Below are 25743 nucleotides of genomic sequence, written 5' to 3'. Positions count from 1 at the left end.
ACATTCAGGGCAACGGCGTCTTTAGTCCCGATCAGGGTGGCACTCAGGTCGGGGCAGCAATTTATGCGCGTCATCATTCATATCGGCACAGAGAAGACCGGCTCGACCGCTCTGCAATCCTGTCTGTTTTCGAATGAGCCCGCTCTGACTGAAGCAGGCTACGCGCTCTTCCGGTTTTCAAAAGATGATCCGACGCAAATTCCGAACAATCGGCAGATGGTCGCCATGTTTCAGGATCTGGAATTCTGGGACGACTATTTTGTCCAACAGGGCATAAAGACTGCCGAAGACCACGCAGAGTTCTGCGCTCAGGTCAGGTCCGAATTCATCAGCTGGCTTGGTGCCCTTCCCGCACAAATTCATACGGTGATCCTGACGAGCGAACATTTCCACTCGCTTTTGAAAAACATGGACGCCGTTCAGGCTTTAAGCGAATTTTTCGCCCCGCTTTTTGAGGACGTTCGGGTCGTCGGCTATTTCCGCGAGCAGGGCGATATGTGCCGCAGCTTCTACACGACGCGGCTTCTGAACGGTGAAACCCGCGCATTCGACACCTTTACTCAGGAATGCCTGCCTGAAAGCCATTACTATAATCATTTGCGGATGTTCTCGCTCTGGGGCGATACGTTTGGCGATGATGCCCTGACGGCCCGAATCTATGACCGCAAGCACCTCAGAGGCGGCGACATCTGCACCGATTTTTGCGCGGCGATTTCCGAAATCACAAACCAGCCCGTTGAGCTCTCATCAGCAGATACAACTGCGCTGAACCAAAGCCTCGGCCAGTCGCGTCAAAAGCTGCTTCGGAGGCTCAACCAGACACTGCCTGTCGGTTCGCGCCTGCGGGCATATAGTCTCGCAATGCTGAGACGCGCCCACTTTCTTGACCGCAGCGCCGACGCGCCAGACGCCCCTGAAGTCTATGAGAGTTTTGATGCCGACAACCGGGCATTCGCCGCGCGCTTTCTGGGTTCAGACGAAAACCCGTTCAGCGATTCAGACTAGTTTATTTTCTGACTAAACATGGTTAGTGATACTCCCATAACATAAACTTAGGGAGAATATCATGAACACAAACAGGCTGAGCCGCCTGATACGCGCCAGTGCGCTTATCGCCGGCACCCTCTCCTTTGCTGGCGCTGCCAGCGCACAGGAACCACTCGTCAATGATCCTTATGCCGAAGAGCATGTCATTCCGCCGACAACGCCGGTTGTAGAGACCGCGAACGGTCAGGTTCAGGGCCTTGTCGATGATGGCATCCACGAATTTCTGGGCCTCCGCTACGCCGCGCCGCCAATCGGTGATCTACGCTTTATGCCGCCAGAACTGGTCGAAGACTGGGACGGCATTTACGACGCCACCACGCTCGGCGCGCCTGCCATGCAGATGTACTCACCATCCGGCCCGCGCACGACTGACTTCACCCGCCAGCTTCAAACCATCTTCCCGACCCTCGCCGAAGAGAAGTTCGACAATGAAGACGCGCTCTTCCTGAATGTCTGGACGCCAGGTGTTGATGATGAAGCCCGTCCGGTCATGGTCTGGTTCCATGGCGGCGGCTATGCCTACGGCTCCGGCGGTTGGGCCGCTTATGATGGTCGCAACCTCGCAGAGCATGGCGATGTCGTCGTTGTCACGGTGAACCACCGTCTGAACCTGTTCGGCTATATGTATCTCGGCGATGCCTTCGGTGAAGACTACGCCGCGTCCGGCAATGCCGGAAACCTCGACCTTGTCGCATCCCTCGAATGGGTGCGGGACAACATCGCCGAATTTGGCGGCGATCCGAACAATGTAACCATTATGGGCGAATCCGGCGGCGGCTCTAAAGTCAGCCACCTTCTCGCGACACCGGCTGCAGAAGGCCTGTTCCACCGCGCTATTATCCAGTCTGGTCCGGGCGTAACCTCCGGTAGTCAGGAAGATGCTGCCGCGCTGGCAGAAATCGTGCTCGACGAGCTTGGCGTTGAAACAATTGAAGAGCTTCAGGCTGTTCCTGCTGAAACCGTTCTTCAGGCTGGCCGCGACGCACTCGCCCGCGCTCGCACCGAAGGCATCAGCGGAAACTTCGGCCCGATCGTCGATGGCACGGTTCTGCCGCGCCACCCGTTCATGCCTGCCGCGCCTGAACAGTCCCGCGATATTCCAATCATGATCGGTTGGAACAAAGACGAGATGACCATCTTCAACGCGCCGCAACCATGGTTCGGCACGCTGCCAGAAGCTGGCCTTGCCATGTTCGCGCAAAACCTTGGTGAAGACGGTCAGGCGCTGATCGATCACTACCGCGCACAACGCCCTGACGACTCGCCAACCTACATCGCCAACAGCGCGATGACGGCCCGTTTCGTCTACGGCACGTATACGCTGGCTGACCAACGCGCCCGCCAGGCAGATGCTGCGCCGCTCTACATGTATCAGCTTATGTATGAGTCAGATGCCAATGGCGGCATTCTGCGCTCACCTCACACGCTGGATATCCCGTTCATGTTCGACAATGTCGAAGAAAGCCGGGTTCTGGTCGGGTCGGGTGAAGGTCCGGTTATTCTCGGCGAGATGATGTCTGATGCCTGGGTGAGCTTTGCCCGTGATGGCGTACCGACTTCGGACCTGCTGCCGGAATGGACGCCTTACAATCTGGAAGACCGTCCGGTCATGCAGCTCGATGTCGAGCCTGCCATAGTGAATGATCCCGAAGGCGGTATGCGGGAAATTCTCTCCGCGAACTAAACGAGCTAGGGCGCCATTACGGCGCCCTTTTTCTTTCAGGCTCCGAGGATTTCCACGAGCACTGATGTCTCACTGCCGCTTGGCTGAAGCGCCCCGCCAATGGCGTAAATCTCATTATTCAGCGTGACACCGCCAAGGCCATGACGCGGCGAGCGCATATCAGGGCCAGCCTGCCAGCTATCGGCTTGCGGGTCATACACCCAACATTGCGGATAAACGCCGCCGCCATTGTCGAACCATTCACCGCCAAAGGCATAGAGCTTTCCGTTAATCACGCCCGACGCCAGACCAGCCTGCGCTTGCGGCATTGGCGCCAGCGTCACCCAACGGTCTTCACCTGCGATATAGGCCTCATGCTCTGCTGTATTCCCGCCAGATACGGTACGCCCGCCGACGACATGCCAGCGACCGTCTATGACTTCAGCCGTTGAAGAATTGCGCGGGGTTGGCAGCGGCGCCGCGCTTTCCCACGCACCGCCTGCCAGAACGAAGTGCAGGCCCGTATCGGCATGATCGGTCCACGCCGCGTTAGCGTCAGCAACCGGCGTGCGGCCACCGGCAAAATGGAGCCCGTCCGGCAGACTTGCCGTAACAGCTTCTCCAAGTGGTTCTGGAAGATCAGGCAGGCGATTCCAACCATCTTCATCCAGTCGCCAGCCACCCGTCTGCATCTGCCACATGCCTTCAGCCGAAATCGCCTGAAAGCCGCCCAGCACATGCAGCTTGCCGTTATGACTCTGAAGTTGCGGGTGGTGACGCGGAGCTGGAATGCCCGGCCCTTCGCGCCAGACGCCGGAGCGCGGATCAAGGATTAGGGTTTCATTCGTGGGGCCGACAATGCGTCCCTCGCGGGCGATAAAACCGCCCGTCAGCCAGATTTCACCATTATGGAGCGCCGGATAGATTTCCTGCTTGGACGCCGGAAGAGAAGGCCCTTCCCGCCAGCGCAGATTGTGCGTCGCCAGAAAGCCTGTGTTTGAAGTACATCCCGCAAAAACCGCAGCTCCACTCAGGAGCATCATCTCACGTCGCTTCAATACAGCCTCCCTAGAATGCGCACTCCTCAAACACTTTAGACACATCGCCGTTCCAATTCTCATGGTAACGACGGAGGAGACGTTCAGCCGGAGTATTGCCGCTTTCGGCAATCTGGTCGAGTTCTGAAAGGAAGCCCGTCTCGTCATCACCGGATGTTGAAAGACGTGCGCGCGCTTTCAGACCATAACGACTGATTTTAAGCACTTGCTGCGCCAGATCCTGAAGCGTGCCTTCGCCATTTGGCAGAGGTGTTTTCAGGCCGAGCACCGGCGCGACGCGGCGGAGCGTTTCGCGTTGTTCCGCAGTCCAGTGCTTCACCAGATCCCACGCACCATCGAGCGAGTGGCTGTCATACAGAATACCTACCCAGAAGGCTGGCAGCGCACAGATACGATCCCACGGACCAGAGTCTGCGCCGCGCATTTCCAGGAAGGTTTTCAGACGCACTTCAGGGAAGATCGTCGAAATATGGTCTTTGAAGTCTTCAAGGGTTGGCAAGTCGCCCGGGCGCGCTGGCAGTTTGCCCTCCATGAAGTCACGGAAGGAAAGGCCCGCGCAGTTCAGATACCCACCATCGCGGCGAATGAAATACATCGGCACATCGAGCGCATAGTCGACATACTGCTCAAAGCCGAAGCCTTCTTCGAATACGAATGGCAGCGTGCCCGTGCGGTCAGGGTCGGTATCGCCCCAGACATTCGCACGGTAAGCGACAAAGCCGTTCGTGCGCCCTTCAGCAAAAGGCGAGTTCGCAAACAGCGCAGTCGCAAGCGGTTGAAGCGCGATGCTTACGCGGAATTTCTTCACCATGTCCGCTTCGTCTGAGAAGTCGAGATTGGTCTGAACCGTGCAGGAGCGGAACATCATCTGCTGACCGAGACGACCGACCTTGCGCATGTAATCGCGCATGATTTTATAGCGGCCTTTCGGCATGAGCGGTGTTTCTTCCAGCGACCAGATCGGCGAAAAGCCAAGGCCGAGGAAACCAACGCCCAGATGCTCGGACACAGTCCTCACTTCTTCAAGGTGACGACCGACTTCGTTACACGTCTGGTGAATATGTTCCAGCGGCGCACCGGAAAGCTCGAACTGACCGCCCGGCTCAAGGCTGACGCTCGCGCCATCCTTTTGCAGACCGATAATGTGTTCACCTTCAAGGATCGGGTCCCAGCCGAACTGCTCGTGCAGAGACTGCAAAACAGTGCGGACCGATGCTTCACCGTCATAAGGGAGCGGACGATAGCCGGCTGTCAGAAAGCCAAACTTTTCGTGCTCGGTACCAATGCGCCAGTCGTCTTTCGGCTTGTTGCCAGTCGCGAGGTATTCAACAAACTCGCGCTTGTCCTGTATTCGCGGCGCGTTCTCGTCGATGTCTGCCGTAGGTGTGGTCACTCATCTCTCCCGCTGCCGCGTCAGTGCAATCTCTGCCAGATAGGTGGATTGGTCTGATTTCCCAAGAGCAAATTTTTTAATATCAACCCGTTGTGAACTGACAAATGGCAGATTTCCAGCCGCGTTTCGTCACTTTCCGGACAAAATCTGCCGGTAAACAGGCGCAATCTTACATCTTCGCGGCACCAGAGGCAGTTGTTGAAATTAATCCTCGCAAGCCCCATGTAAGTTATAACATACCTCAGACTCGCCTCAGAACAGAAGGATACAGGCTTTGAATCCCGTGCACTTCGCAATCGCAGCCCTGACAGGGTTATTTGTGTCGCAAAACACGCCGACTTCCGAAAATATCCCATTTGAAACACCGCAGGTCCGGGCGGACGCTACACGCGTCGGTTTCCGTATCGAATTTGCTGGTGTCTCCTCTGATCTCGCGATCAACTCGGCCACAATCATGCCGGGCGAAACGCTGACGATTTCGGCGGATGCAAATCTGTTTGCTGTGTCCGGCGTCACTGAGAATATTGACGGTGAATGGCACTGGAAAGCGCCCGACACGCCAGGTCACCACGAGCTGTACTTCCAGCGAAATGGCGAAACGGCCCTGCTCAACGTGTTCGTGCTGACGCCATTTGAAAACGGCCGTGACGATGATCTCTCGGGCTATCGCATCGGCGAGTACAACCCGAACCCGCTGCGTGGCCTTGAGCGCTATGTGCCGCCAACCGGCTTCATTCATATGGAGCCAGGCATGGAGGACATTCAGATTGCGCCTCACTTCCGCCTTGGCCAGTTCATCTGCAAACAACAGCCGGGCTTTGAGAACGTTTTCCTGATGGTTGATCCATCCATGCTGCTAAAGCTGGAAACCCTGCTCGAAGCGGCGAATGACCGTGGCTGGGAAGCTGATACCTTCTTTGTCATGTCCGGCTTCCGCACGCCGTTCTATAACGCAGCTATCGGCAATACGACGACGTCTTCGCGCCACCTCTTCGGTGACGCAGCCGACATCTATATCGACCATGATCAGGATGGTGTGATGGATGATCTGGACGGTGACGGTCGTGTCACACGTGATGATGCCGTTGCGCTGGCGTCACTGGCAGGGGAGATCGCCGAAGCTGACCCATCCAACTGGCCGAATGGCGGCATTGGTATCTACAATGCAAATGCTGTCCACGGCCCATTCGTACACATCGATGCACGAGGATACAGAGCGCGCTGGTAACAGCGCGCCCCGTTAAATTTACCGATTACAGAGAGCCTGCTGCTACGCTGCTCATTTGAGCAATCTCGGCAGCGGGTTCATCCTGCGGCTCCCACAGCGGAGCGACGCGCTCTTCCATGCGGATAGAGTTTTCGCGGTTATAAACATCGCGCCAGAAACGGGCATGACCGTCTTCAGCAACCGTCACCGTGACATAGGTGATGTGGACTGGAACATTGTTTTCAAAGTCCACGCGGCGCAGTTCACTATCATCCAGCGCTTCTTGCAGGTCTTCCATCGACTCAAAGTCGTCGCCTGCCACCCACATCGCCATATCGACAGGGTTTTCCAGACGGACACAGCCTGAAGAGAACGCACGCTGTGCGCGGTCAAACAGGTGCACTGACGGCGTACCGTGCAGATACACAGAGTGCTGGTTCGGGAAGATAATCTTCAGCTCACCAAGCGCGTTGTTATCGCCCGGTGCCTGAATGAACTGATAGCGCGAACCGGCATTGTCAGCATACCAGTCGACTGTTTCAGCCGCGACGGTGCTGCCTGTCTCGCGGTCTACAATTGTGTAGCCGTTACGGGCCGCATAGCTCGGGTCTTCCTGCATGTGCGGAATTTTATCACGCGATACGATGCTTACCGGCGCATACCAGCGCGGATTAGCCACCGCATACTCAATCTCGTCAGAGAAGATCGGCGTTGCACGGGATGGCAGACCGAAAATAGCGCGCATAGAGATTTCGCGCTGATTGTTCGCCCAGCCTTCGGCAGTGAAAGATGGCACGTTCGCCCAGACGAAACGTTCGCCCATATCGCCCTGCTCGCGCCAGAAATCCATCGCGGCGCGGATGCGGTCGACTTTGGAGCCTACGCTCTCGTTCAGAGCTTCCAGCGTGTTCGGGCCGAGCACGCCATCAATTTCGAGGCCATGCTGTTCCTGAAACGCTTCTACAGCATCTGCCAGCGTCTCATCGTAAGTGATGTACCACTCATTGAAATCTGGCGCCTCGGCTTCGGCTTCAAGGTCTGAATCAGTGTCTTCTGTGAGTGTTGTTTCAGTCGTCACGCTGACGGTTTCGGCTTCTACCGCATCATTCTGGGCGAAGAATTCAGTCGTGCGCTCCAGAAGGTCGCCCGCTGTGTAATAGCCTTCAGCGATCATGCGTTCGCGAAGTGCCGGAACGCGAGCGTCTGTCATGCCAGGCTCAAGTGCATCATCGGCATCCGGAATGGCCATCCAGCCACCGCGTGCTGCAATCATCTGATAGCGTTCGAGCTCTGCCTGAAGCATCTGGAATTGTGCGGCTTGCGGCGCAACGTGTTCCGCGCTCGAGCGGACATCACCCTGACCGGAGCGTTCCAGCAGGACAACAAGCTCTGAACGTGCTGGCGCGTTGGTCTGAGACGCAGTCGCCTCACCCATATTCTCCAGCGGGCCACCAATGCGGGCCATCAGATCGAACCATTCAGCCGTCAGAAGAATATCAGCGCGCGCACGGTCTGCAGCGTCACCACCCGTGAAACGGCGGTCAGCAAGGATGGAAATACGTTGGCGGTCTTCATCGCCCAACACGACGCCATAGCGGCCGACAGATGCGACAGCTTCAAGCAGTCCATCCACGCCGTCATAGGTCCATACCGGTTCAAACAGGCGCTGGGCATAGGCAGAGCGTGCAAGCATCAGCTCACCCTCGGTGGCGTCAGCGCCAAACAGCTCTGCGAAGTCTTCCTGAATGAAGAGGTCCTGAACCGCGCCAGCCATGCGGGAATCGACCTCGATCTGAAGATTGGCTTCATGAACGGGGGACTCAACCGAAGTCTGAGCAGTATCATTATGGTGATTGGCGAATGCGGCCGGTGTGACAGCCAGCATAACTGCGGCTGCACTGACACCTGCCTTCAGGGCGGTCGTATATTCACGGAAGACTTTCATTATTGCGACGCCTCCGTTTCATCCTTTTTGCGCGTATGGGTTACCGCAGAAATCAGACCGAGACCTGACATTGCGATGGCGACAACAGCGATCCATTGAGCTGGAACACCTAGCATAGCCGCGCCGTAAGCGAGGCCAGCGATCAGAATTATAAATCCGACAACATATATCGTGAAAGATGACATTTTGGCTCTCCGTAACTGGAGAAGAAAACGACAACCACCCATAGAGGTTCCGGTTGGAACTGCTGAATAAAATTAGTTTTTTTGGGAACCTATTACAGTGTCGGGCAACCACGGCGCTGATATTCGGCAATCGCATCAGCCATCCAGAGCTCGAAATTCTCGGCTCTGCGGTCTGATGACGGGTGAGTCGACATAAACTCCGGCGGTGCCTGCCCACCGCTCAATTCACCCATGCGCTGCCAGAGCTCCGGCGCTTCACGCGGATCGTAACAAGCGCGCACGAGCAGCTCGAGGCCAATCTTATCGGCTTCGGTTTCATGCTGACGCGAAAACGGCAAAAGCACACCCGCCTGCGCGGCCATGCCAAAGGCTTCCATCACAGCGCGGCTGTCTGCGGCAACGCCAATCGCCATCTGGCCAACCTGCAAGATACGGCCCTGAGACATGCGCTCGCCGCCATGGCGCGCAAGTGCATGCGCAATCTCATGGCCCATCACCACAGCCAGCTTATCGCGGTCAATCACATCGGCGGCCGTTACTTGTCCGTCGAAATTGCCTGTGACATCCAGCATGCCCGTATAAACGGCAACATAGCCACCCGGCAGACAGAAAGCGTTTGGCTGGTCCGACTGGATGACGTTGAATGTCCAGTCAAAGCTCTCGGCTTTCGGCTCAACCGGATATCCCGCAGCAATGAGTTCACGCTCATAAGCGATGGCGGCGCGGCGCAGATCGTCGCCAATTTCTCTCACCACATCGACCAGATTTTCCTGAGCAGGTGCACACTGGCGCGAGAGGTTTGAGCAGATCACGCTCGAGCCGGCCTCAGAGAGGATTTGCGCATAGGCCTGCGCGCCCAGCTCATTTTCCTGCTGAACGGATGTCGTCAGAACCTGTCTGCGCTCGGTATAGCCAACCGGCTTCTGATTGAAGAACCAGTAGAGCCCCAGCCCTGCCAATGCGATGACGATCAACAGCAAACGTGTGCGCATACCCCTACCCTCCGGGAATCTGTCTTCTCACGTTTTAGACCAGCTTGAATGACCTGCGAAGCCTTGAACCACATTGACGTCTGCGCCGTTGCGACTATCCCTATGGCCAAGGAGATACTCTATGACTGACCGCCAGGAGCCGAAGCTCGGCCTTCAAATCATTCCCGTCACACCTTTCCAGCAAAACTGCTCCCTCCTGTGGGATCGGGACACGATGGACGGTGTCTTCGTGGATCCGGGCGGAGAGACAGAAAAGCTCATGCAGGTCGCAAAAGAGATCGGCGTCACCATCAAAGAAGTCTGGCTCACACATGGTCACCTCGACCATGCTGGCGCGGCTGATGAGGTACGCGAACTGACCGGCGCGCCGGTTATCGGTCCGCACAAGGACGACCAATGGCTGATGGATGACATTAAAGAGCAATGGCAGAAATACGGTGTCACGGACGGCCCGCGTAATGTCGTGCCAACGCGCTATCTGGAAGAAGGCGATACGCTGACACTCGGCGATTACACGTTCAACGTCGTCCATACGCCGGGGCATACACCGGGCCATGTCGTGATCTACAACACCGAGGTCAAAATCGCTTTTGTTGGCGACGTGCTCTTCCGCGGCAGTATTGGCCGGACGGATTTTCCAAAGGGCAATCTGGATCAGTTGGTGAACTCGATCACCACAAAGCTATGGCCGCTGGGCGACGACATCACCTTCATTCCCGGCCATAACCAGCATTCGACCTTCGGTCACGAGCGTCAGACCAATCCGTTCGTGTCTGACAGCGCTGTCGCGCAGATGAAGGCACAACAGCAGCAACAGCAATAATCATCCAGCGTCCGCTTCGGGATCGTCATTCATGACCTCCTGAGGCAGCGGCGTTGCTGGTTCGGGCGGCGCAATTGGCACCCCCGCATCATCCATACGGAATGGAGGACGTTCGGGCCCTTCCACATTTGACGTGAGTACCTCGTCATATTCGCGAATGCGGCGTACATAGCGCACGGGCTCATAGCCGCGCGCATAACCGTGACGCACGGTCGAATGATATTCACGCTCGGTCAGCAGCGGCAACGTGCGCGAAATGTTGGACCAGCGGTCAGGATCGAGATTTTGGCGACGCGCCAGCGTCCGCGCGTCAAGCAAGTGACCATAGCCGACATTGTAAGCCGCCATCGCCATCCATAGCCTGTCATACCCACTCACACCGTCCGGCAGACGTTCATAGATGCGACGCATATACTCAGCGCCGCCGTAAATGCTCTGCTCTGGGTCCAGCCGGTCCGTCACGCCCACTTCACGTGCGGTCGGGCGTGTCAGCATCATCAGGCCGCGCACACCGGTCGGGCTGCGTGCATCGGCTTCCCAATGGCTTTCCTGATAGCCCTGTGCTGCAAGCATGGTCCAGTCGAGGTCCTCTTCACGCGCGGCATCGCGGAAGGTCGGCTCGAACTGCGGCAGGCGGGTTTCGATACGGCGGTAGAAGGTCGAGATATCGACATAATCAAATTCGTTGAGATGGCCGTAATGACGCTCGTCTAACTCGGTGAGCAACCCGTCTTGATGAGCGATTTCAAACCAGTCGCTCAGAAACGGCAATATATCACGCGACTGGGGTGCGATTTCCCAGGCAAGCTGCCGATCTTCGCTACCGACCATCATGGATCGCATAAGCTCAGGGAATTGTCGCCGCGCGAACTGCGCAACGTTTGAATCTACTATAGCGCAATCAATGTCGCCCTCAGCCACATCCGTCAGCAGGCCATAGCCTGTCATGCCGTCAACCGAGCGCCAGTCCAGTTCATCAACCGATTGCGCAGCGACTTCCAGTGTCGCCTCAGCGCCGGAGTCGCGGATGGCGACCACTTCATAGTCGGACATTGCAGAAAGAGAATTGGGCGCCGGACCGCCCCCGCTGCAAACCGCAACAGGCCGGACATTCTTATAGGCAGGGCCAAAAATGACCTCGCCCTCTTCTTCATGCTCCATCCTGATTTCACGCTGGGTCAGCCCTGGGGCTGCAATATGTCCCTCGCCATTCCGAATGGCCTCAAGGACGGCATTGAAATCATCGTAAATCTTGTAGCGGACCTGAACGCCCATCGCCTCTGCAAGCTCACTCGTCAGATCGACCTCATAACCCGTCGCAATACCTGCGCGATCGCGAAACGTGGTTGGCGAGGCGACTGTCAGAACAACCAGTTCACCATCAGCGCGAATGCCTTCAAGTCCGTGCAAAACTGGCGGTCCGGCAGGCTCGGGATCGAGCATGGCGGACACCGCATCAACCGGTGAAGATACGCTCCAGTCTGACGTTTGGGAGAAGATTAAAAGGGCTGCCACGCTGGACGCTGCGAGAAAGCCGAGTGTGAAGCCCGTTGCCGATTTTCTCTTTTTTGACATGACCAAATAACGAGGCCCGAAGTTCAAAGTTCCAAATTTCTCAACCGACAGGGCCATTCACGAGATTTTGCGCATCGCAATCTTCACCCGCCCCTCAAACTGTGAAACTCTTTTTCCAACGACAAAAATAAGGGGAGAGACACATGTTTGACCGGGACGACTGGCTGGCATCTCATCAAGAGGACATTATCGAGCCGGAGCGGGAAATTGTAGACCCGCACCACCACCTCTGGGACTGGCCATCCATGGCCAATTACCTGCTCGATCAGCTCTGGAAAGACACAAGCTCCGGCCATAACGTCGTCCAGACCATGTTCATGGAGTGCGGCTGGTCTTATCACAAAGAAGGTCCGGATCACCTCAAACCTGTCGGCGAGACGGAACGCGTCGCGAGTATTGCCACCGATGCCGCCAAAGATCCTTCCAAAGCGCAGATCGCCGGAATTATCGCGCACACGGATCTGCGCTCCGACCTTCTGGATGAAGTGCTGGACGCGCATGATCAGGCCGCCAGCGGGCGGTTTCGCGGTATTCGTCAGGCCGGTGCCTGTGACGATGATCCGGCTCTGGTGATCAAGCCTCACCAGCCCGCAGGTCTCTATCTTATGGAAGACTTTCAGGCAGGCGTGCGCCGTCTCGGCGAGCGCGGTCTCACCTATGACACCTGGAATTACCATTTCCAGATCAAAGACCTGACAAAGCTGGCGCAGGCTGCGCCTGACACCACCATCATCCTTGACCATTTCGGCACCCCGCTAGGGGTGGGCCGGTTTGAAGGCAAGCGCGCGGAAATCTTCGAGCAATGGAAGACAGACATTGCAGAGCTTGCGGCCTGCCCGAATGTCCACGCCAAGATTGGCGGCCTCGCTATGCCGGATAATGGCTGGGGCTATAGCGCGCAGGAAACGCCGCCGAGTTCAGACCAACTCGTTGCCGATCAGGGCGACTGGTACAAATACGCGATCGATCATTTCGGCCCGAGCCGCTGCATGTTCGAAAGTAACTTCCCTGTAGACCGGGCATCGATCAGCTATCCGGTGCTCTGGAATGCCTTCAAGAAAACGGCTGCTGATTATTCCGAAGACGAGAAAACCGCCATGTTCTCCGGCACGGCGCGCCGCGTTTACAAGCTTTGATTTTGCGAAACCTATATGTCTCAGTATTCAAACTCTCAGAAGCAAATACTGTACGTTACGGGAAGCATTCTTCTGGCGCTTATTCTGCTGCCCGCAACGTATGCAATTTATACTGTCAGCGAACGCGCGGGCGGTCTTGTAAGTTCGATATTAGCCTGCTGCGCCTTCGTCACGATGATGGCGTTGTTTAAGGTAGGTGATTTTTCGGGCGATAAGAAATTTCTGGAGCAACTGAAAGGTAACCTGCTCACCATTCTGGTTTATTTTCTCATACCGACGACGGCGGTCATTCTGAGCTATGCATGGAAGATCGCAGGCGTTCCACCGTTTGGCAGGTGACATATGATTACAATCAGGCGTGCGCGCCTTGCGGATGCAGACCAGCTTCCGGGTCTGTTCGATGATGCTCTGCGCCTCGTCGCCTCGCGGTTCTACACGCCCGCCCAGATTGACGCATGGGCGCGCCGCGCACCGAGGTTTCAGCACATATTCGAGACCGAGTTCGAAGCGCGGTCTGCTTGGGTTGCCGTGACTGAAACCGACAGACTGCTTGCCTATATTGATCTCGTCGACGACGGGCATATCGATTTCTTCTATGCCCGTCCGGATGTCACGCGCACACAGGTCACGCATGATTTGTTCGATGAGCTCTTATGTGAGGCGCACCGCAAAGGGATCGCCGAGCTGTCCACCGAGGCCTCTGAAGCGGCAAAGCGTTTCTTTAAGAAGTACGGGTTTGAGGTCACCCATAAACAGGATGTCTGGCTGGAAGATGTGTGCCTCCATAACTACCGGATGACGAAGCCACTCGTTCAAACCGGGCCATCGGTTTGAGCGCCTGAAATCTCAGCCACGAGCTTGACCTTGAAAGCAATTTTCGCTGGCATGCCCTGAAGAAAAATCATCAGGGGGACACCATGAACAAGCTGATCTCGATTTCTGTTGCCGCTCTGTCTGCTGCAGTTCTCACCGCATGTGGCTCGACGCCGGATGTCCCTTACTTTGATTACAGAGGCACGGTCTATCTGGATGGCGGCATGGGCTGTTCGGTTGAGTATGCTGCCGGAAACGCGTCCGGCATGCCCTATGACCTCATCGCCTTCCCCGGCAATCGCAATTTCGAAAACCATTTCGAAAATCAGGTTCTGTTGATGACCGTGGCATTTGGTCTGGATGAAGGTCAGGTGCCGGACGTTGCCTTTTATGATGACTGGCAAGGCCCCAACGCAATCGCGATGAACCGCACGCTGAACGGCAATTACAGCCGGGGCACAATTCTGTTCGGCGGCGAGCTTCTCTGGCGCGAAGCCATTGATGTTGGCGGGAATGACCTCAACACGGTACGCATTGCCACCATCCTCGCGCACGAATTTGCGCATCTCGCCCAATTCTCACGCGGCTATTATGTCGACGTGCCGACGCAGGAGCTGATGGCCGACATGATGGCGGGCTGGGCGATTGGCCTGCTCTTCTCCGACGAGTTTGTCACTGACGACCGGAGGCGCCAGCGGCTTCTTTCAGAGGCAGCGCGCACAATGTTCGACATTGGCGACTATGCCTTCAACTCCCCCAACCATCACGGCACACCCCAGCAACGTGAGGCAGCCTTCGAGCTTGGCCTGTCCATGTATTACGAGGGCGATGTCGGCCGGGTGAATACTGCCTTCCGCATCGCCCGCAATGCTGCGCCCGATATTCGCCGCGGCGCACTGAACCGCGATATCTGGGACTATCTCTAAACGGAGACTGGCGCGGGAAAGCGTTCTTTGAAGGTGAAGGCACGTTCGCTCGGGCCATGCGCTTCCAGATAGTCCAGAAGTTCCTTGCCTTCTTCGATAGATGGCCGATGACCGGCAGGCACCCACCAGAGCGCAACGCTGACCGGCAGCGGCTCAAACCAATCATCCTTGCGCGCAAAGACGGTCTTGTGATTGCTCTGGCGATAGGCGAAGGCACCGAGTGCTTCAAGGCTCTCCCATACCGTCATATTGATGGTGATCTTCGGGTTTCTGAACTGACGGATCGCCACCGGCATATCATCTTCGGTCCAGCGCCAGATGAAACCAGCATGCTCATCGGCCGCTTTATGCACGCTTTCAATGGCGGCGTAAAAGTCCCGATTATCCGGATGTGCGCGTGACTTGCGAAACTTTGCGATATTGATCTGTGCGAGATGATAGTCTGGCATTCGTGTCCCCCTGCCGGTCTCGTAAAAGACAGGCAGCGCGCACAGATTGCAAGCGCCTACTCGACTTCGCTGACGATTATGAATTCCGGCGCTTCGACCAGCCCCATAAACTCTCCCATCACACTCTGAACGAGATCACCCGGCATATCCTCGGCGGTAAACCCTTCAAGGTCGGGGATTTCGAACAGCTCGATATATTCCACGCTTGGTGACCCTTCACCGATGAGCAGCTTTTCAGCCCTGAAAGTCCGGAAGGATTTCACGCGATCTAAAGACCGCATTTTCGGGTAGTCTGTTGTCTTCACCCAGTTTTCAAAGTCCGGTTTTGCGACACCCGTCTTCAGTTTATACTTCAGAATAAGCTGGACCATTTTCATCTCCCTCTTTCGCTCGAGAATGACAGAAAGCGGGGTGAATTTGCTTCCCCTGATCAGGGGACACGGAAAGGATTTTCCGCAGCGCCGAAAACATCAGAGGAAAACCCGCTTTTTAGGTCAATTCCTCTTGCGACGACTCTCCTCGAGGGATATACGCGGGCCGTTTGCCCGATAGCAGGCACTGACATATAAAAAGTTACGCCGGAGACCGTAAATGCCAAAGCGCACCGATATCGAATCCATCCTCGTCATTGGTGCCGGTCCCATCGTCATCGGACAGGCCTGCGAGTTCGACTATTCAGGCGTCCAGGCGATCAAGGCGCTGAAGAGCGAAGGCTACCGGGTCATTCTGGTAAACTCCAACCCGGCGACGATCATGACAGACCCTGATCTGGCCGACGCAACTTACATTGAACCGATCACTCCGGCCTTCGTTGAGAAAATCATTGAGAAAGAACGCCCGGACGCGATCCTGCCGACCATGGGCGGCCAGACAGCGCTGAACTGTGCGCTGGATCTCGAAAATGCAGGCATCCTCGAAAAATACGGCGTTGAGATGATCGGCGCGAAAGCCGAAGCCATCAACAAAGCTGAAGACCGTAAACTCTTCCGCGAAGCGATGGACAAGATCGGCCTGGAAAATCCGCGCGCTGTGATCATTGGCGCACCGGAAATCCGCAATGAAGAAGGCCGTATCGTAGATTATGACCGTATCACTGGCCTCAAAAAGGCAATGGATGCGATCGAGGAAGTCGGCCTGCCAGCCATCATCCGTCCTGCTTTCACGCTTGGCGGCACAGGCGGCGGCATCGCGAACAACCGCGAAGAGTACGAACAATATGTCCGTTCCGGCCTCGCTATGTCTCCGGTCGCGCAAGTCCTGATCGACGAAAGCCTGCTCGGCTGGAAAGAATACGAGATGGAAGTTGTTCGCGACAAAGCGGATAACTGCATCATCATCTGTTCTATCGAGAACATTGACCCGATGGGCGTGCACACAGGTGACTCCGTCACCGTCGCTCCTGCCCTCACCCTGTCCGACCGCGAATATCAGGTCATGCGGAACGCATCGATTGCCGTTCTGCGCGAAATCGGCGTTGAGACGGGCGGCTCTAACGTCCAGTTCGCGGTAAATCCTGCAGACGGCCGTGTCGTTGTCATCGAGATGAACCCGCGCGTATCGCGTTCGTCTGCGCTTGCATCTAAAGCGACCGGCTTCCCGATTGCGAAAATCGCAGCCAAGCTGGCAGTCGGTTACACGCTCGACGAACTCGACAACGACATTACAGGCGTCACACCGGCAAGCTTCGAGCCGACAATCGACTATGTTGTCACGAAGATCCCGCGCTTCGATTTTGAAAAGTACAAAGGCGCTGACGACAGCCTGACAACCAGCATGAAATCTGTTGGTGAGGCGATGGCGATTGGCCGGACCTTCCAGGAATCGCTTCAGAAGGCGCTCCGCTCTATGGAGACAGGTCTTGATGGTCTGAACGAGATCGACATTCCGGGCCTCGGTCAGCATGACGACCGCAACGTGCTAAAGGCTGCTGTCTCCCGACGCACCAAAGACCGTATTCGCACGATTGCGCAGGCGCTGCGCTCCGGTCTCAGCGTTGAAGAAGTCCATGAAGCATCACACTATGACCTCTGGTTCCTGCGCCAGTTCAACGAAATTGTCGAAACAGAAGCCAAACTCATGGCTGACGGCCTGCCGGTTGATGCCGAAGGCTGGACCTATCTGAAGAGCATGGGTTTTGCGGACTCACGCATTGCCTACCTCACAAACTCTTCTGAGACGGAAATCCGCCGCAAGCGCCGCGAAGCAGGCGTCTTCCCTGTCTTCAAACGTATCGACACCTGCGCCGCAGAGTTCGCAGCGAAAACGCCATACCTCTACTCCACTTATGAGCAGCCGCTGTTCGGCCAGACAGAAGCCGAATGTGAGGCAGAGGTTTCAGAGCGCAAGAAAGTCATCATTCTCGGTGGTGGCCCGAACCGTATCGGTCAGGGTATCGAGTTTGACTATTGCTGCTGCCACGCTGCCTTCGCAATGGAAGACCTCGGCATTGAATCCATCATGGTCAACTGTAACCCGGAGACGGTTTCAACAGACTATGACACCTCCGACCGCCTCTATTTCGAGCCGCTGACAGGCGAGACCGTTCTGGAAATCATCCGCAAGGAAATGTCCAAGGGCGAACTCCTCGGCGTGATTGTACAGTTTGGCGGCCAGACACCGCTCAAGCTCGCAAGCATGCTGGCGGAAGAAGGTATTCCGATCCTCGGCACAAGCCCTGAGAGCATCGACCTGGCAGAAGACCGCGAGCGCTTCACGAAAATCCTCGATGATATCGGCCTGAAACAGGCGCCGTCTGCGATTGCCCGTACCGAAGAGGAAGTCATCGCGGCTGCTGAGAAGATCGGCTATCCGCTCATGCTTCGCCCGTCCTACGTTCTGGGTGGCCGTGCAATGGAAGTCGTGCGCGATGAGGACGACCTCAAGCGCTATGTCCGTGACGCGGTAAATGTATCCGGCGACCAGCCGCTTCTCTGCGACCGTTATCTCGCTGACGCGATTGAAGTGGACGTTGACGCGTTGTGCGATGGCAAGGACGTCCATATTGCTGGCGTAATGGAGCATATTGAAGAAGCTGGCGTTCACTCCGGTGACTCAGCGTGTTCGCTTCCGCCATACACGCTGCCGGTCAGCACAATCTCACAGCTTGAAGCGCAGGCAGCAGAGCTGGCTATGGCGCTCGACGTACGCGGCCTGATCAACATTCAGTTCGCGGTCAAAGGCGAAGACATCTTCGTTCTCGAAGCGAACCCGCGCGCATCACGTACTGTGCCATTCGTCGCGAAAGCCGTTGCTGCACCAATCGCCGCGATTGCCGCTAAGGTCATGGCGGGCGTTCCGCTTGCAAGCTTTGAACTGGCCGAGCGTGCCAAGCCGCGCCGCGTTGCGGTTAAAGAAGCTGTCTTCCCGTTCGCACGCTTCCAGGGCGTGGACCCTGTGCTTGGCCCTGAAATGCGCTCTACCGGCGAAGTCATGGGCTGGGATGATGATTTCGGCGCGGCCTTCCTGAAAACGCAGATCGCTGCTGGCGTAGACCTGCCGACAAAAGGCCGTGTCTTCGTGTCCGTGAAGGATTCTGACAAGCCGGGCGTTCTGAAAGCGGTGAAGCGTCTTGAAGAGATCGGCCTTACCATCTGCGCGACAAGCGGCACGGCGAGCTATCTGAAAGAGGCTGGCGTGAATGTAGAGCGCGTCAACAAGGTGGCTGAAGGCTCCCGTCACATCGTGGATATGATCACGGATGGCGAAATCCATCTGGTGTTCAATACGACCGAGGGTGCGCAGTCTATGAAAGACTCACAATCCATTCGTGAGACCGTTCTGAAGCAGCGCGTACCTTACTTCACAACGCTCGCCGCCTCGCGAGCAGCCGTGAAAGCGATTGACGCCCTGCTCACCCGACCTCTTGAAGTTCGCTCACTTCAATCCTAAGTGCGCTTGCAACCGGTAACTGGGCTGGCTGAATTTAACAGGGGAAGCGTTTAAAGCGCGATATAGCGGACTTTCCAACAAGTCTGCGAGTGCGCTGGTCTTGACTGACGTCAAAAAGCGAGAAACGCTTCTCACTTCTAAACCGGATGGATTTCCTGAATGCAGAGAATACCTATGACCGCCGAGGGCCATGCGGCTCTTGAGGCAGAACTGAAGAATCTGAAAGTAGTAGAGCGCCCGAACATTATTACGGCGATCGCTGAGGCGCGTGAACACGGCGACCTTTCAGAGAATGCCGAGTATCACGCGGCGAAAGAAAAGCAGAGCTTTATCGAAGGCCGCGTCGCTGAGCTGGAAGACAAGCTCGCGCGTGCGGACGTGATCGACACATCACGCCTGAGCGGCGACACGGTGAAGTTTGGCGCGACTGTAACGATTATGGACGAAGAGTCCGAAGAAGAGTCCCGCTACAAAATCGTTGGCGAAGACGAAGCTGACGTTGCAACAGGCAAAATCTCTGTGACCTCTCCGATCGCACGTGCGCTGATCGGTAAAGACGTTGATGATGTCGTGGAAGTGTCTGCACCGGGCGGTGCCAAATCCTACGAGATCCTCAAGGTAGAGTTCATTTAAATGAAAACGTCCGGTGCACTCGGGCCTTCAGTCTGGGTCGCATCGGATGGCCGGGCTGGCAATGCTGCTCAGGTCCTGGCGATTGCGCGTGCGCTTGGCGAAATGTATCGCTGGGTGAAGATCGCGCACATTAATGGCGAAGGCCACCGGTCTGCTCCGATTGAGCTGACACCGAAAGGCCTTCAGCCGCTTCTGCCCTCCAGCATGTGGTGGTCACCACTGGGCGCCCTTCCAAAAGACCAGAAATCCATATTCCAGGCACCATGGCCGACCGTATTCATCGGCGCGGGTCGCAAGATTGCGCCTTTTACACGCTATATCCGGCAGGCCTCTCAGGGCAAAACGCTCGCCATCCATGTGATGAACCCGCAGCTGCCGCTGGATGATTTCGACATGGTGGTCGCCCCAAAGCATGACCAGCTGTCCGGCGATAACGTCGTCGACATTCTTGGCTCACCTGCCTACTTCACGCCCGACAGGGTGGAAGACACGCAAATGATGTTTGCCGATCTGGCAGACGAGCGCGGCATGAAAGTCGCGGTCATTCTGGGCGGGGATTCCAAATCTCATAAAATGACGGAAGCCGTCTGCGAGAAGCTGGAACAAAAGCTTCAGGGCATTGCCAGTAATGGCGCGCGCCTGCGCATTGTTTGTTCGCGCCGCACGCCGACGCATGCCCGTGTGCGCTTTCGCGCCTTTGCAGAACGGGTCGGCGCCCGTTTCTGGGAAAGCCCTTCAGACGGCGAAAATCCGTATCTGGCTTACCTTCTGCTGTCTGACGTCGCCATCGTGACAGAAGACTCCTCCAACATGCTGTCAGAGGCCGCCTATTTCGGCCTGCCAGTGCATATCGCGAAGCTTGAAGGCCATAACGAAAAGTTTGCCCGCTTCCACAATTCACTGGTCGAGCGCGGCGCAGCCCGCTGGTTTGAAGGCACAGTCGAGCACTGGACCTATCCGGCCATTCGCGAAATCGACCGCGTTGCCGATGCCGTTGTCGAAGAGCTGATCAAGCGCTACCCGCAGCCGAAGTTCGACGCCCCGAAAGAGGCCCGTCAGGGCGACTTCGACAGGCGATAGCGCTTTGAAGCTGAACTGATTTCTCAAATTATACAGTATAACATACTGAAAAAATAATATTTTTTATGTTCTCGCTACATGAATACTGCGCTATGACACAGCTATGAGCGACCTGCACTTGCATAAACATTCTGAACACAGCCACTCCCATTCGGGTGGTCAGGACGCACAGCGCAAAGTCGGTATCGCGGCGCTCATCACCTTTACCTTCATGTTCGCAGAGGTTGTCGGTGGCCTGATCTCGGGGTCGCTCGCGCTTCTGGCGGATGCAGCCCACATGCTCACCGATGCTGGCAGCCTGATGCTCGCCTATGTCGGCTATGCGCTGGCGCGTCGCCCGGCGGATGTGAACCGCACATTCGGCTTCTCCCGTTTCAAGGTTCTGGCGAGCTTTGTAAACGGGCTTCTGCTCCTGCTGCTGGGCATCTGGATCATTGTTGAAGCCGTCCACCGTATCGTGGAGCCTGAGCCTGTTCTCTCCGGCATTATGTTCTGGGTAGCGGTTATCGGCCTTCTTCTGAACCTTGCCATGCTAAAGCTGCTCCATGGCGGACACGACCATAGCCACGACCTCAACATGCAGGGCGCGCTCATGCATGTGATTGGCGACCTGCTCGGCTCTGTTGCTGCGGTAGCTGCGGCAATCATCATCTATACCACCGGCTGGACGCTGGCAGACCCGCTTCTCTCTATTCTGGTGGCGCTGATCCTGCTGGCAGGTGCGTTCCCGATCATCCGCAAGTCTGCGCACATTCTTCTGCAGGGCACGCCGGCGGGTGTTGATCTGCAGGCCATTTCCGCAGGCGTGGTCGAAGCCCTGCCCGGCGTCTCGGCCGTCCACCATATTCACGCCTGGTCCCTCACCGGACAGGACCGCCTCATCACGCTGCATGTGGTTCCAAAAGACCGCGGCACGGCTATGGATCTTATTCCTGCGGTCCGTGAGGTGCTGAAGGACCGATTCGGCATCGACCATGCGACGATCGAGCTGGACCTCGAACCGCTGGATGAGTGCGATATCCATACGCTCTCCGCGGCGGATCATGGCTGCGATCATCACGGTCATAGCCATGAAAAGCACGATCACAGCCATAATACACACAGTTGATCGCTCTGAGGGGTTTAACTCTCCTCGGAAATCCCCATAACTCCCTTTCGGATATTTATGGAGACCGCTGACATGAGCGACGTTCAACACGAAAGCGTAATCATCATTGGTGCAGGCCCTGCAGGCTATACAGCCGCAGTCTATGCCGCTCGTGCTATGCGTAATCCGCTCGTCCTCGCAGGCTACCAGCCGGGCGGCCAGCTCACTATCACCACAGAGGTCGAGAACTGGCCGGGCGAGAAAGAAATTCAGGGTCCGGACCTGATGGTCAAAATGCGCGAGCACGCCGAAGCGATGGGCGCGCGTGTTGAAGAAGAACAGGTTGCCAAAGTCGACCTGCAGGTTCGCCCGTTCCAGATGGAAACAGACTCCGGCAAGAAATTCACCGCTGACGTGGTTATCATTTCTACAGGTGCGCAGGCGAAATGGCTCGGCCTGCCGACAGAAGAGAAGTTCAAAGGCTTCGGCGTCTCGGCTTGTGCGACATGCGACGGCTTTTTCTATCGTGAGAAAGAAGTCATCGTGATTGGCGGCGGCAACACGGCTGTCGAAGAAGCGCTCTACCTCACAAACTTCGCATCCAAAGTGACACTGGTTCACCGCCGCGATTCCCTGCGCTGTGAGAAAATCCTCGAGAACCGCTTCATGAAACACTCGAAGACAGAAGTCATTTGGGACAGCGTTCTGGATGAAGTTGTCGGCACAGACATGCCGCTCGGCGTGACAGGCGCGAAGCTCAAGAATGTCAAAACCGGCGAAGTGACGGACATTGACGCGCATGGCGTCTTCGTTGCGATTGGCCACGCACCATCCACCGAGCTCTTCCAGGGTCAGGTCACGATGCGCGACAGCGGCTATATCGACGTCAAACCGGGCACCACGGCGACTAACATTCCTGGCGTATTCGCAGCAGGCGACGTGACTGACGAGCACTATCGTCAGGCTGTTACAGCGGCGGGCATGGGTTGTATGGCCGCGCTTGAAGCAGAACGTTATCTGGCGGAGCTGGAAGACCAGTAAGCTTCCGTAACGTCAGGTATAAAATTGCCGACATCTTTGCCACACAGGGTATAATACTTCACGCGATATTCCAAAATCTTCATATACCATGCTTGCGAAAGTTCAGCGAAAGTAGTGGACTACGCCGCATAGAATACGATCAGCGACACGCTGGCGATTTGAGGAAAGAGGAAATCAAACGTGAAACCCCAAATTAAACTGCTGGCGCTTAGCGCCAGCGTGCTGGTACTCGGTGGCCTGACAGCCCCTTCAGTTGTGGCGCAAGAAGATGAGAGCGCGGAAGATAACCGTCGCCTCCAGACCGTCACCGTAACCTCCACAAAACGCGAAGCGACACTTCAGGACATTCCTGTAGCTGTTTCTGTTGTCGACAACACAACGATTGATCAGGCAGAGATTCTCGATCTCGCCGACCTTCAGGCAGTTGTCCCGTCCCTGCGCGTAGACCAGTTCCAGTCTGCGGCACAGACAGCCTTCCGTATTCGCGGCTTTGGTAATGGCGATAACAATGCCGGCGTCGAGCCATCCGTTGGTGTCTTCATTGACGGCGTGTACCGCTCCCGCTCTGCTGCGGCGATTGCCGACCTGCCAAACCTGGAGCGCGTGGAAGTTCTGCGCGGCCCGCAATCTACCCTGTTCGGTAAGAACGCCTCTGCTGGTGTAATCTCCATCATCACGCAGGAACCTCAGTTCGAGCAGCAGGGCAGCATCGAAGCCTCTATGGGCAATTACGATCTGTTCCGCGTCGCTGGTAGCATTACCGGCCCGATCACAGACACCATCGCTTACAGCCTGTCTGGCAATATGAACCAGCGCGACGGCTATGTTGAAGATCTGGGCATCAACCAGAACGTCAACGAGCGTAACCGCTGGGGTCTTCGCGGCCAGCTTTTGTTCCTTCCGAACGAAGACATGTCTGTCCGCCTGATTGCAGACTATGACCAGATTGACGAGCTTTGCTGTGCGGCGGGCAACGTCACCAACGGTCCAACCGGTGCGGCAATCTTCGGTCTTGGCGGCGCAATCGACCCTGAAGACCCGTTCTCCTATCAAGTTTACAGCAACTTCGCGCCAACCAACGACATCGCAAACTGGGGTGTGTCCGGTCAGGTCGATTACGATCTCGGCTTTGCTGAACTGACTTCCATCACTGCGTATCGGGTGTCTGATTTTGCGTCCAATTCTGACGCTGACTTCACAAGCGCAGACCTGATCGGTCGTTTCTCTAACAACACAGAGATTGAGACCATCACTCAGGAAGTTCGCCTCGCAAGCACAGGCGGCGAACGTTATGACTGGATGGTCGGCGGTTACTATTTCGACGAGACCGTCGATATCGACAGCACGATCACTTACGGTCAGGACCTTCGCGGCTACGCAGACTTCCTGTCTGGCGGCGGCTATGGTCAGGTTGAAGCTCTGCTCAGCCTGCCGGTTGGCACGACATTCGGTCAGGCTGGCCAGGGCATGTTCGAGACATACTCTCAGGACAACAATGCATGGTCCCTCTTCGGTACGGTTGATGCCTATGTCACAGACCGTCTGACACTGACTGTCGGCTTCAACTACACAGACGACCGCAAAGATGCGTCCGCAAACGTTGTCAGCACAGACACGTTCTCTGCGCTCGACTTTGTCAGCATTGGTAACAACGTTCTGTTCCAGACAGCATTCGCCCAGACACTCGCAGGCGCAGGCGTGAACCCGCAGGATCCTGCAGCTGTCGCGGCATTTGCTGGTGCGTTCCCAACGCAGTTTGCGCAAATTCAGGCGGGCGCTCAGGCCTTCGCTGATGCAAACGACTCAAACCCTGCAGTGAACCCGCTGCTCGGTCTGCAGGCGCTGCAATTCTTCCCGCAATTCGTGAACTATCCGAACGCGGTCGAGAACGGCTCTACAGCAGACGATGCCTTCACCTACACGCTGCGTGCAGCATACGACCTGACAGACGATATCAACGTCTATGCGTCTTATGCGACAGGCTTCAAGGCGAGCTCCTGGAACCTCTCACGTGACTCACGTCCGTTCGCGAGCGACATCCCTGCTCTGAACGCAGCTGGTCTGTCTGTTCCAAACCTCACAACCGGTACACGATATGCTGGTCCTGAGGACTCCACAGTGTTCGAAATCGGCCTCAAAGCCCAGTTCGACAATGTGGCAGTGAACCTTGCGATCTTCGATCAGGAAATCGAAGGCTTCCAGTCCAACTCCTTCACCGGCACTGGCTTCGCGCTCACTAATGCGGGCGTACAGTCTACAACCGGCCTGGAAGTTGACGTCACATGGACACCGATCGATGGCCTCCGCCTCGTTGCGGCAGGTACATTCCTTGACCCTGTCTATGATGAGTTCGTGAACTCTCCGGCGGGTGATGTCTCTGGTGAAGCGCCAGCAGGCATCTCAGACACATACCTCTCATTCTCCGGCACATATGACTTCACCCTGCCAACCGGTCAGGATGCATATGTTCGCGCGGACTATCAGTATGAGTCAGAAACCCACCTTGATTGGGATGTGAACGATCCGCGCCAGCAGCGTGACGTAAACGTCTTCAACGCTGCAGCAGGTATCAACTTTGAAAATGATCTGCGTGTGTCCGTATGGGGCCGCAACCTGTTCAACGACGAATATCTGATCGAGACATTCCCGTCCGTAGCTCAGGCAGGCTCTGTATCGGGCTATCCGAACCAGCCTGCGACTTATGGCGTGACAGTCACCAAGCGTTTCTGATATATCAAAAATGCATAACTAGTATTCCAAAGGGCGCAGGTAACTGCGCCCTTTCCTATTGCAAATTTGCGC

The 25743-nt window shown here is 56.3% G+C and carries 22 protein-coding genes; 14 read left to right on the top strand and 8 right to left on the bottom strand.

What is annotated here, in order from left to right; genetic code table 11:
- The first annotated feature begins 63 nt into the window (after positions 1-63).
- Together P1U45_RS10245 and P1U45_RS10240 are read left to right on the top strand one after the other, a co-directional pair.
- Positions 64-1005 (top strand): hypothetical protein, encoded by a 942-nt coding sequence (locus P1U45_RS10245; RefSeq protein WP_301058971.1) that lies wholly within the window; start codon positions 64-66, stop codon positions 1003-1005.
- A gap of 61 nt (positions 1006-1066) precedes the next feature.
- Complete coding sequence (locus P1U45_RS10240) at positions 1067-2731, top strand: carboxylesterase/lipase family protein (RefSeq protein ID WP_301058970.1); 1665 nt, start codon at positions 1067-1069, stop codon at positions 2729-2731.
- A gap of 35 nt (positions 2732-2766) precedes the next feature.
- Here P1U45_RS10240 and P1U45_RS10235 read toward each other — a convergent pair whose 3' ends face one another.
- Together P1U45_RS10235 and P1U45_RS10230 are read right to left on the bottom strand one after the other, a co-directional pair.
- Entirely contained in the window at positions 2767-3768 is a 1002-nt protein-coding gene (locus P1U45_RS10235; RefSeq protein WP_301058968.1) for a kelch repeat-containing protein, read from the bottom strand.
- Between the two features lie 10 nt (positions 3769-3778).
- The gene (locus P1U45_RS10230) at positions 3779-5161 is read right to left on the bottom strand and encodes a glutamate--cysteine ligase (RefSeq protein ID WP_301058967.1); all 1383 of its coding nucleotides are present in this window, start codon (positions 5159-5161) and stop codon (positions 3779-3781) included.
- Between the two features lie 274 nt (positions 5162-5435).
- Between P1U45_RS10230 and P1U45_RS10225 the strand changes: the two genes are divergently transcribed.
- Positions 5436-6389: a hypothetical protein gene (locus P1U45_RS10225; RefSeq protein ID WP_301058966.1), complete on the top strand. Its 954-nt coding sequence runs from the start codon at positions 5436-5438 to the stop codon at positions 6387-6389.
- A 25-nt stretch (positions 6390-6414) separates the two neighbouring features.
- On the opposite strand, the gene P1U45_RS10220 is transcribed toward P1U45_RS10225, so the two are convergent.
- From P1U45_RS10220 to P1U45_RS10210, 3 genes are all read right to left on the bottom strand, one after another.
- A complete protein-coding gene (locus tag P1U45_RS10220; RefSeq protein WP_301058965.1) occupies positions 6415-8313 on the bottom strand; it encodes a L,D-transpeptidase family protein in 1899 nt (632 codons plus the stop codon).
- Positions 8313-8498 carry a hypothetical protein gene (locus P1U45_RS10215; protein ID WP_022694891.1) on the bottom strand — a complete coding sequence of 62 codons (186 nt, stop codon included), beginning with the start codon at positions 8496-8498 and terminating at the stop codon, positions 8313-8315. Before P1U45_RS10215 ends, P1U45_RS10220 begins: the two co-directional genes overlap by 1 nt.
- A 92-nt stretch (positions 8499-8590) precedes the next feature.
- Entirely contained in the window at positions 8591-9490 is a 900-nt protein-coding gene (locus P1U45_RS10210) for a M48 family metallopeptidase (protein WP_301058964.1), read from the bottom strand.
- A 121-nt stretch (positions 9491-9611) separates the two neighbouring features.
- On the opposite strand from P1U45_RS10210, the gene P1U45_RS10205 reads away from it, so the two are divergent.
- Positions 9612-10313 carry an MBL fold metallo-hydrolase gene (locus P1U45_RS10205; protein ID WP_301058963.1) on the top strand — a complete coding sequence of 234 codons (702 nt, stop codon included), beginning with the start codon at positions 9612-9614 and terminating at the stop codon, positions 10311-10313.
- Here P1U45_RS10205 and mltF read toward each other — a convergent pair whose 3' ends face one another.
- On the bottom strand, positions 10314-11888 hold the full coding sequence (mltF, locus tag P1U45_RS10200) for a membrane-bound lytic murein transglycosylase MltF (RefSeq protein ID WP_301058962.1): 1575 nt from the start codon (positions 11886-11888) through the stop codon (positions 10314-10316). It lies immediately after the preceding gene.
- Between the two features lie 143 nt (positions 11889-12031).
- Here mltF and P1U45_RS10195 point away from each other — a divergent pair, with 143 nt between their 5' ends.
- The 4 genes from P1U45_RS10195 (at position 12032) to P1U45_RS10180 (ending at position 14763) form a co-directional block, all read left to right on the top strand.
- On the top strand, positions 12032-13024 hold the full coding sequence (locus P1U45_RS10195; protein WP_301058961.1) for an amidohydrolase family protein: 993 nt from the start codon (positions 12032-12034) through the stop codon (positions 13022-13024).
- A gap of 15 nt (positions 13025-13039) precedes the next feature.
- Positions 13040-13363: a hypothetical protein gene (locus P1U45_RS10190; RefSeq protein ID WP_301058960.1), complete on the top strand. Its 324-nt coding sequence runs from the start codon at positions 13040-13042 to the stop codon at positions 13361-13363.
- A 3-nt stretch (positions 13364-13366) separates the two neighbouring features.
- On the top strand, positions 13367-13858 hold the full coding sequence (locus tag P1U45_RS10185) for a GNAT family N-acetyltransferase (protein WP_301058959.1): 492 nt from the start codon (positions 13367-13369) through the stop codon (positions 13856-13858).
- Between the two features lie 83 nt (positions 13859-13941).
- Entirely contained in the window at positions 13942-14763 is an 822-nt protein-coding gene (locus P1U45_RS10180) for a hypothetical protein (RefSeq protein ID WP_301058958.1), read from the top strand.
- Here P1U45_RS10180 and P1U45_RS10175 read toward each other — a convergent pair.
- Together P1U45_RS10175 and P1U45_RS10170 are read right to left on the bottom strand one after the other, a co-directional pair.
- Entirely contained in the window at positions 14760-15212 is a 453-nt protein-coding gene (locus P1U45_RS10175) for a DUF3291 domain-containing protein (protein WP_301058957.1), read from the bottom strand. The genes P1U45_RS10180 and P1U45_RS10175 overlap by 4 nt on opposite strands.
- A 56-nt stretch (positions 15213-15268) precedes the next feature.
- Positions 15269-15583 carry an REDY-like protein HapK gene (locus P1U45_RS10170; protein WP_293608443.1) on the bottom strand — a complete coding sequence of 105 codons (315 nt, stop codon included), beginning with the start codon at positions 15581-15583 and terminating at the stop codon, positions 15269-15271.
- Positions 15584-15803: 220 nt separating this feature from the next.
- Here P1U45_RS10170 and carB point away from each other — a divergent pair, with 220 nt between their 5' ends.
- The 6 genes from carB to P1U45_RS10140 all read left to right on the top strand — a co-directional run bounded on the left by carB (position 15804) and on the right by P1U45_RS10140 (position 25671).
- Positions 15804-19100, top strand: coding sequence for a carbamoyl-phosphate synthase large subunit (gene carB, locus P1U45_RS10165; protein ID WP_301058956.1), 3297 nt, complete (start codon positions 15804-15806; stop codon positions 19098-19100).
- A gap of 159 nt (positions 19101-19259) precedes the next feature.
- Complete coding sequence (gene greA, locus P1U45_RS10160; protein WP_301058955.1) at positions 19260-19733, top strand: transcription elongation factor GreA; 474 nt, start codon at positions 19260-19262, stop codon at positions 19731-19733.
- Entirely contained in the window at positions 19734-20813 is a 1080-nt protein-coding gene (locus P1U45_RS10155; RefSeq protein ID WP_301058954.1) for a mitochondrial fission ELM1 family protein, read from the top strand.
- 103 nt (positions 20814-20916) lie between these two features.
- Positions 20917-21921: a cation diffusion facilitator family transporter gene (locus tag P1U45_RS10150; protein ID WP_301058953.1), complete on the top strand. Its 1005-nt coding sequence runs from the start codon at positions 20917-20919 to the stop codon at positions 21919-21921.
- A gap of 72 nt (positions 21922-21993) precedes the next feature.
- Positions 21994-22941 (top strand): thioredoxin-disulfide reductase, encoded by a 948-nt coding sequence (trxB, locus tag P1U45_RS10145; RefSeq protein WP_301058952.1) that lies wholly within the window; start codon positions 21994-21996, stop codon positions 22939-22941.
- A 180-nt stretch (positions 22942-23121) separates the two neighbouring features.
- Complete coding sequence (locus P1U45_RS10140; protein ID WP_301058951.1) at positions 23122-25671, top strand: TonB-dependent receptor; 2550 nt, start codon at positions 23122-23124, stop codon at positions 25669-25671.
- Positions 25672-25743 lie beyond the last annotated feature (72 nt).

The organism is Ponticaulis sp., from assembly GCF_029210165.1.
GTDB lineage: Bacteria > Pseudomonadota > Alphaproteobacteria > Caulobacterales > Hyphomonadaceae > Ponticaulis.
The sequence above is the reverse complement of the archived record's forward strand: the minus strand, read 5'-3'. Positions and strand labels throughout refer to the sequence as shown.

Bases quoted from the DNA above. Each gene is read 5' to 3' on its own strand.
- P1U45_RS10245 (WP_301058971.1), top strand. From the start codon at position 64: ATGCGCGTCATCATTCATATCGGCACAGAGAAGACCGGCTCGACCGCT.
- P1U45_RS10240 (WP_301058970.1), top strand. From the start codon at position 1,067: ATGAACACAAACAGGCTGAGCCGCCTGATACGCGCCAGTGCGCTTATC.
- P1U45_RS10220 (WP_301058965.1), bottom strand. From the start codon at position 8,313: ATGAAAGTCTTCCGTGAATATACGACCGCCCTGAAGGCAGGTGTCAGT.
- P1U45_RS10215 (WP_022694891.1), bottom strand. From the start codon at position 8,498: ATGTCATCTTTCACGATATATGTTGTCGGATTTATAATTCTGATCGCT.
- P1U45_RS10210 (WP_301058964.1), bottom strand. From the start codon at position 9,490: ATGCGCACACGTTTGCTGTTGATCGTCATCGCATTGGCAGGGCTGGGG.
- P1U45_RS10205 (WP_301058963.1), top strand. From the start codon at position 9,612: ATGACTGACCGCCAGGAGCCGAAGCTCGGCCTTCAAATCATTCCCGTC.
- mltF (WP_301058962.1), bottom strand. From the start codon at position 11,888: ATGTCAAAAAAGAGAAAATCGGCAACGGGCTTCACACTCGGCTTTCTC.
- P1U45_RS10195 (WP_301058961.1), top strand. From the start codon at position 12,032: ATGTTTGACCGGGACGACTGGCTGGCATCTCATCAAGAGGACATTATC.
- P1U45_RS10190 (WP_301058960.1), top strand. From the start codon at position 13,040: ATGTCTCAGTATTCAAACTCTCAGAAGCAAATACTGTACGTTACGGGA.
- P1U45_RS10185 (WP_301058959.1), top strand. From the start codon at position 13,367: ATGATTACAATCAGGCGTGCGCGCCTTGCGGATGCAGACCAGCTTCCG.
- P1U45_RS10180 (WP_301058958.1), top strand. From the start codon at position 13,942: ATGAACAAGCTGATCTCGATTTCTGTTGCCGCTCTGTCTGCTGCAGTT.
- P1U45_RS10175 (WP_301058957.1), bottom strand. From the start codon at position 15,212: ATGCCAGACTATCATCTCGCACAGATCAATATCGCAAAGTTTCGCAAG.
- P1U45_RS10170 (WP_293608443.1), bottom strand. From the start codon at position 15,583: ATGGTCCAGCTTATTCTGAAGTATAAACTGAAGACGGGTGTCGCAAAA.
- carB (WP_301058956.1), top strand. From the start codon at position 15,804: ATGCCAAAGCGCACCGATATCGAATCCATCCTCGTCATTGGTGCCGGT.
- greA (WP_301058955.1), top strand. From the start codon at position 19,260: ATGCAGAGAATACCTATGACCGCCGAGGGCCATGCGGCTCTTGAGGCA.
- P1U45_RS10155 (WP_301058954.1), top strand. From the start codon at position 19,734: ATGAAAACGTCCGGTGCACTCGGGCCTTCAGTCTGGGTCGCATCGGAT.
- P1U45_RS10150 (WP_301058953.1), top strand. From the start codon at position 20,917: ATGAGCGACCTGCACTTGCATAAACATTCTGAACACAGCCACTCCCAT.
- trxB (WP_301058952.1), top strand. From the start codon at position 21,994: ATGAGCGACGTTCAACACGAAAGCGTAATCATCATTGGTGCAGGCCCT.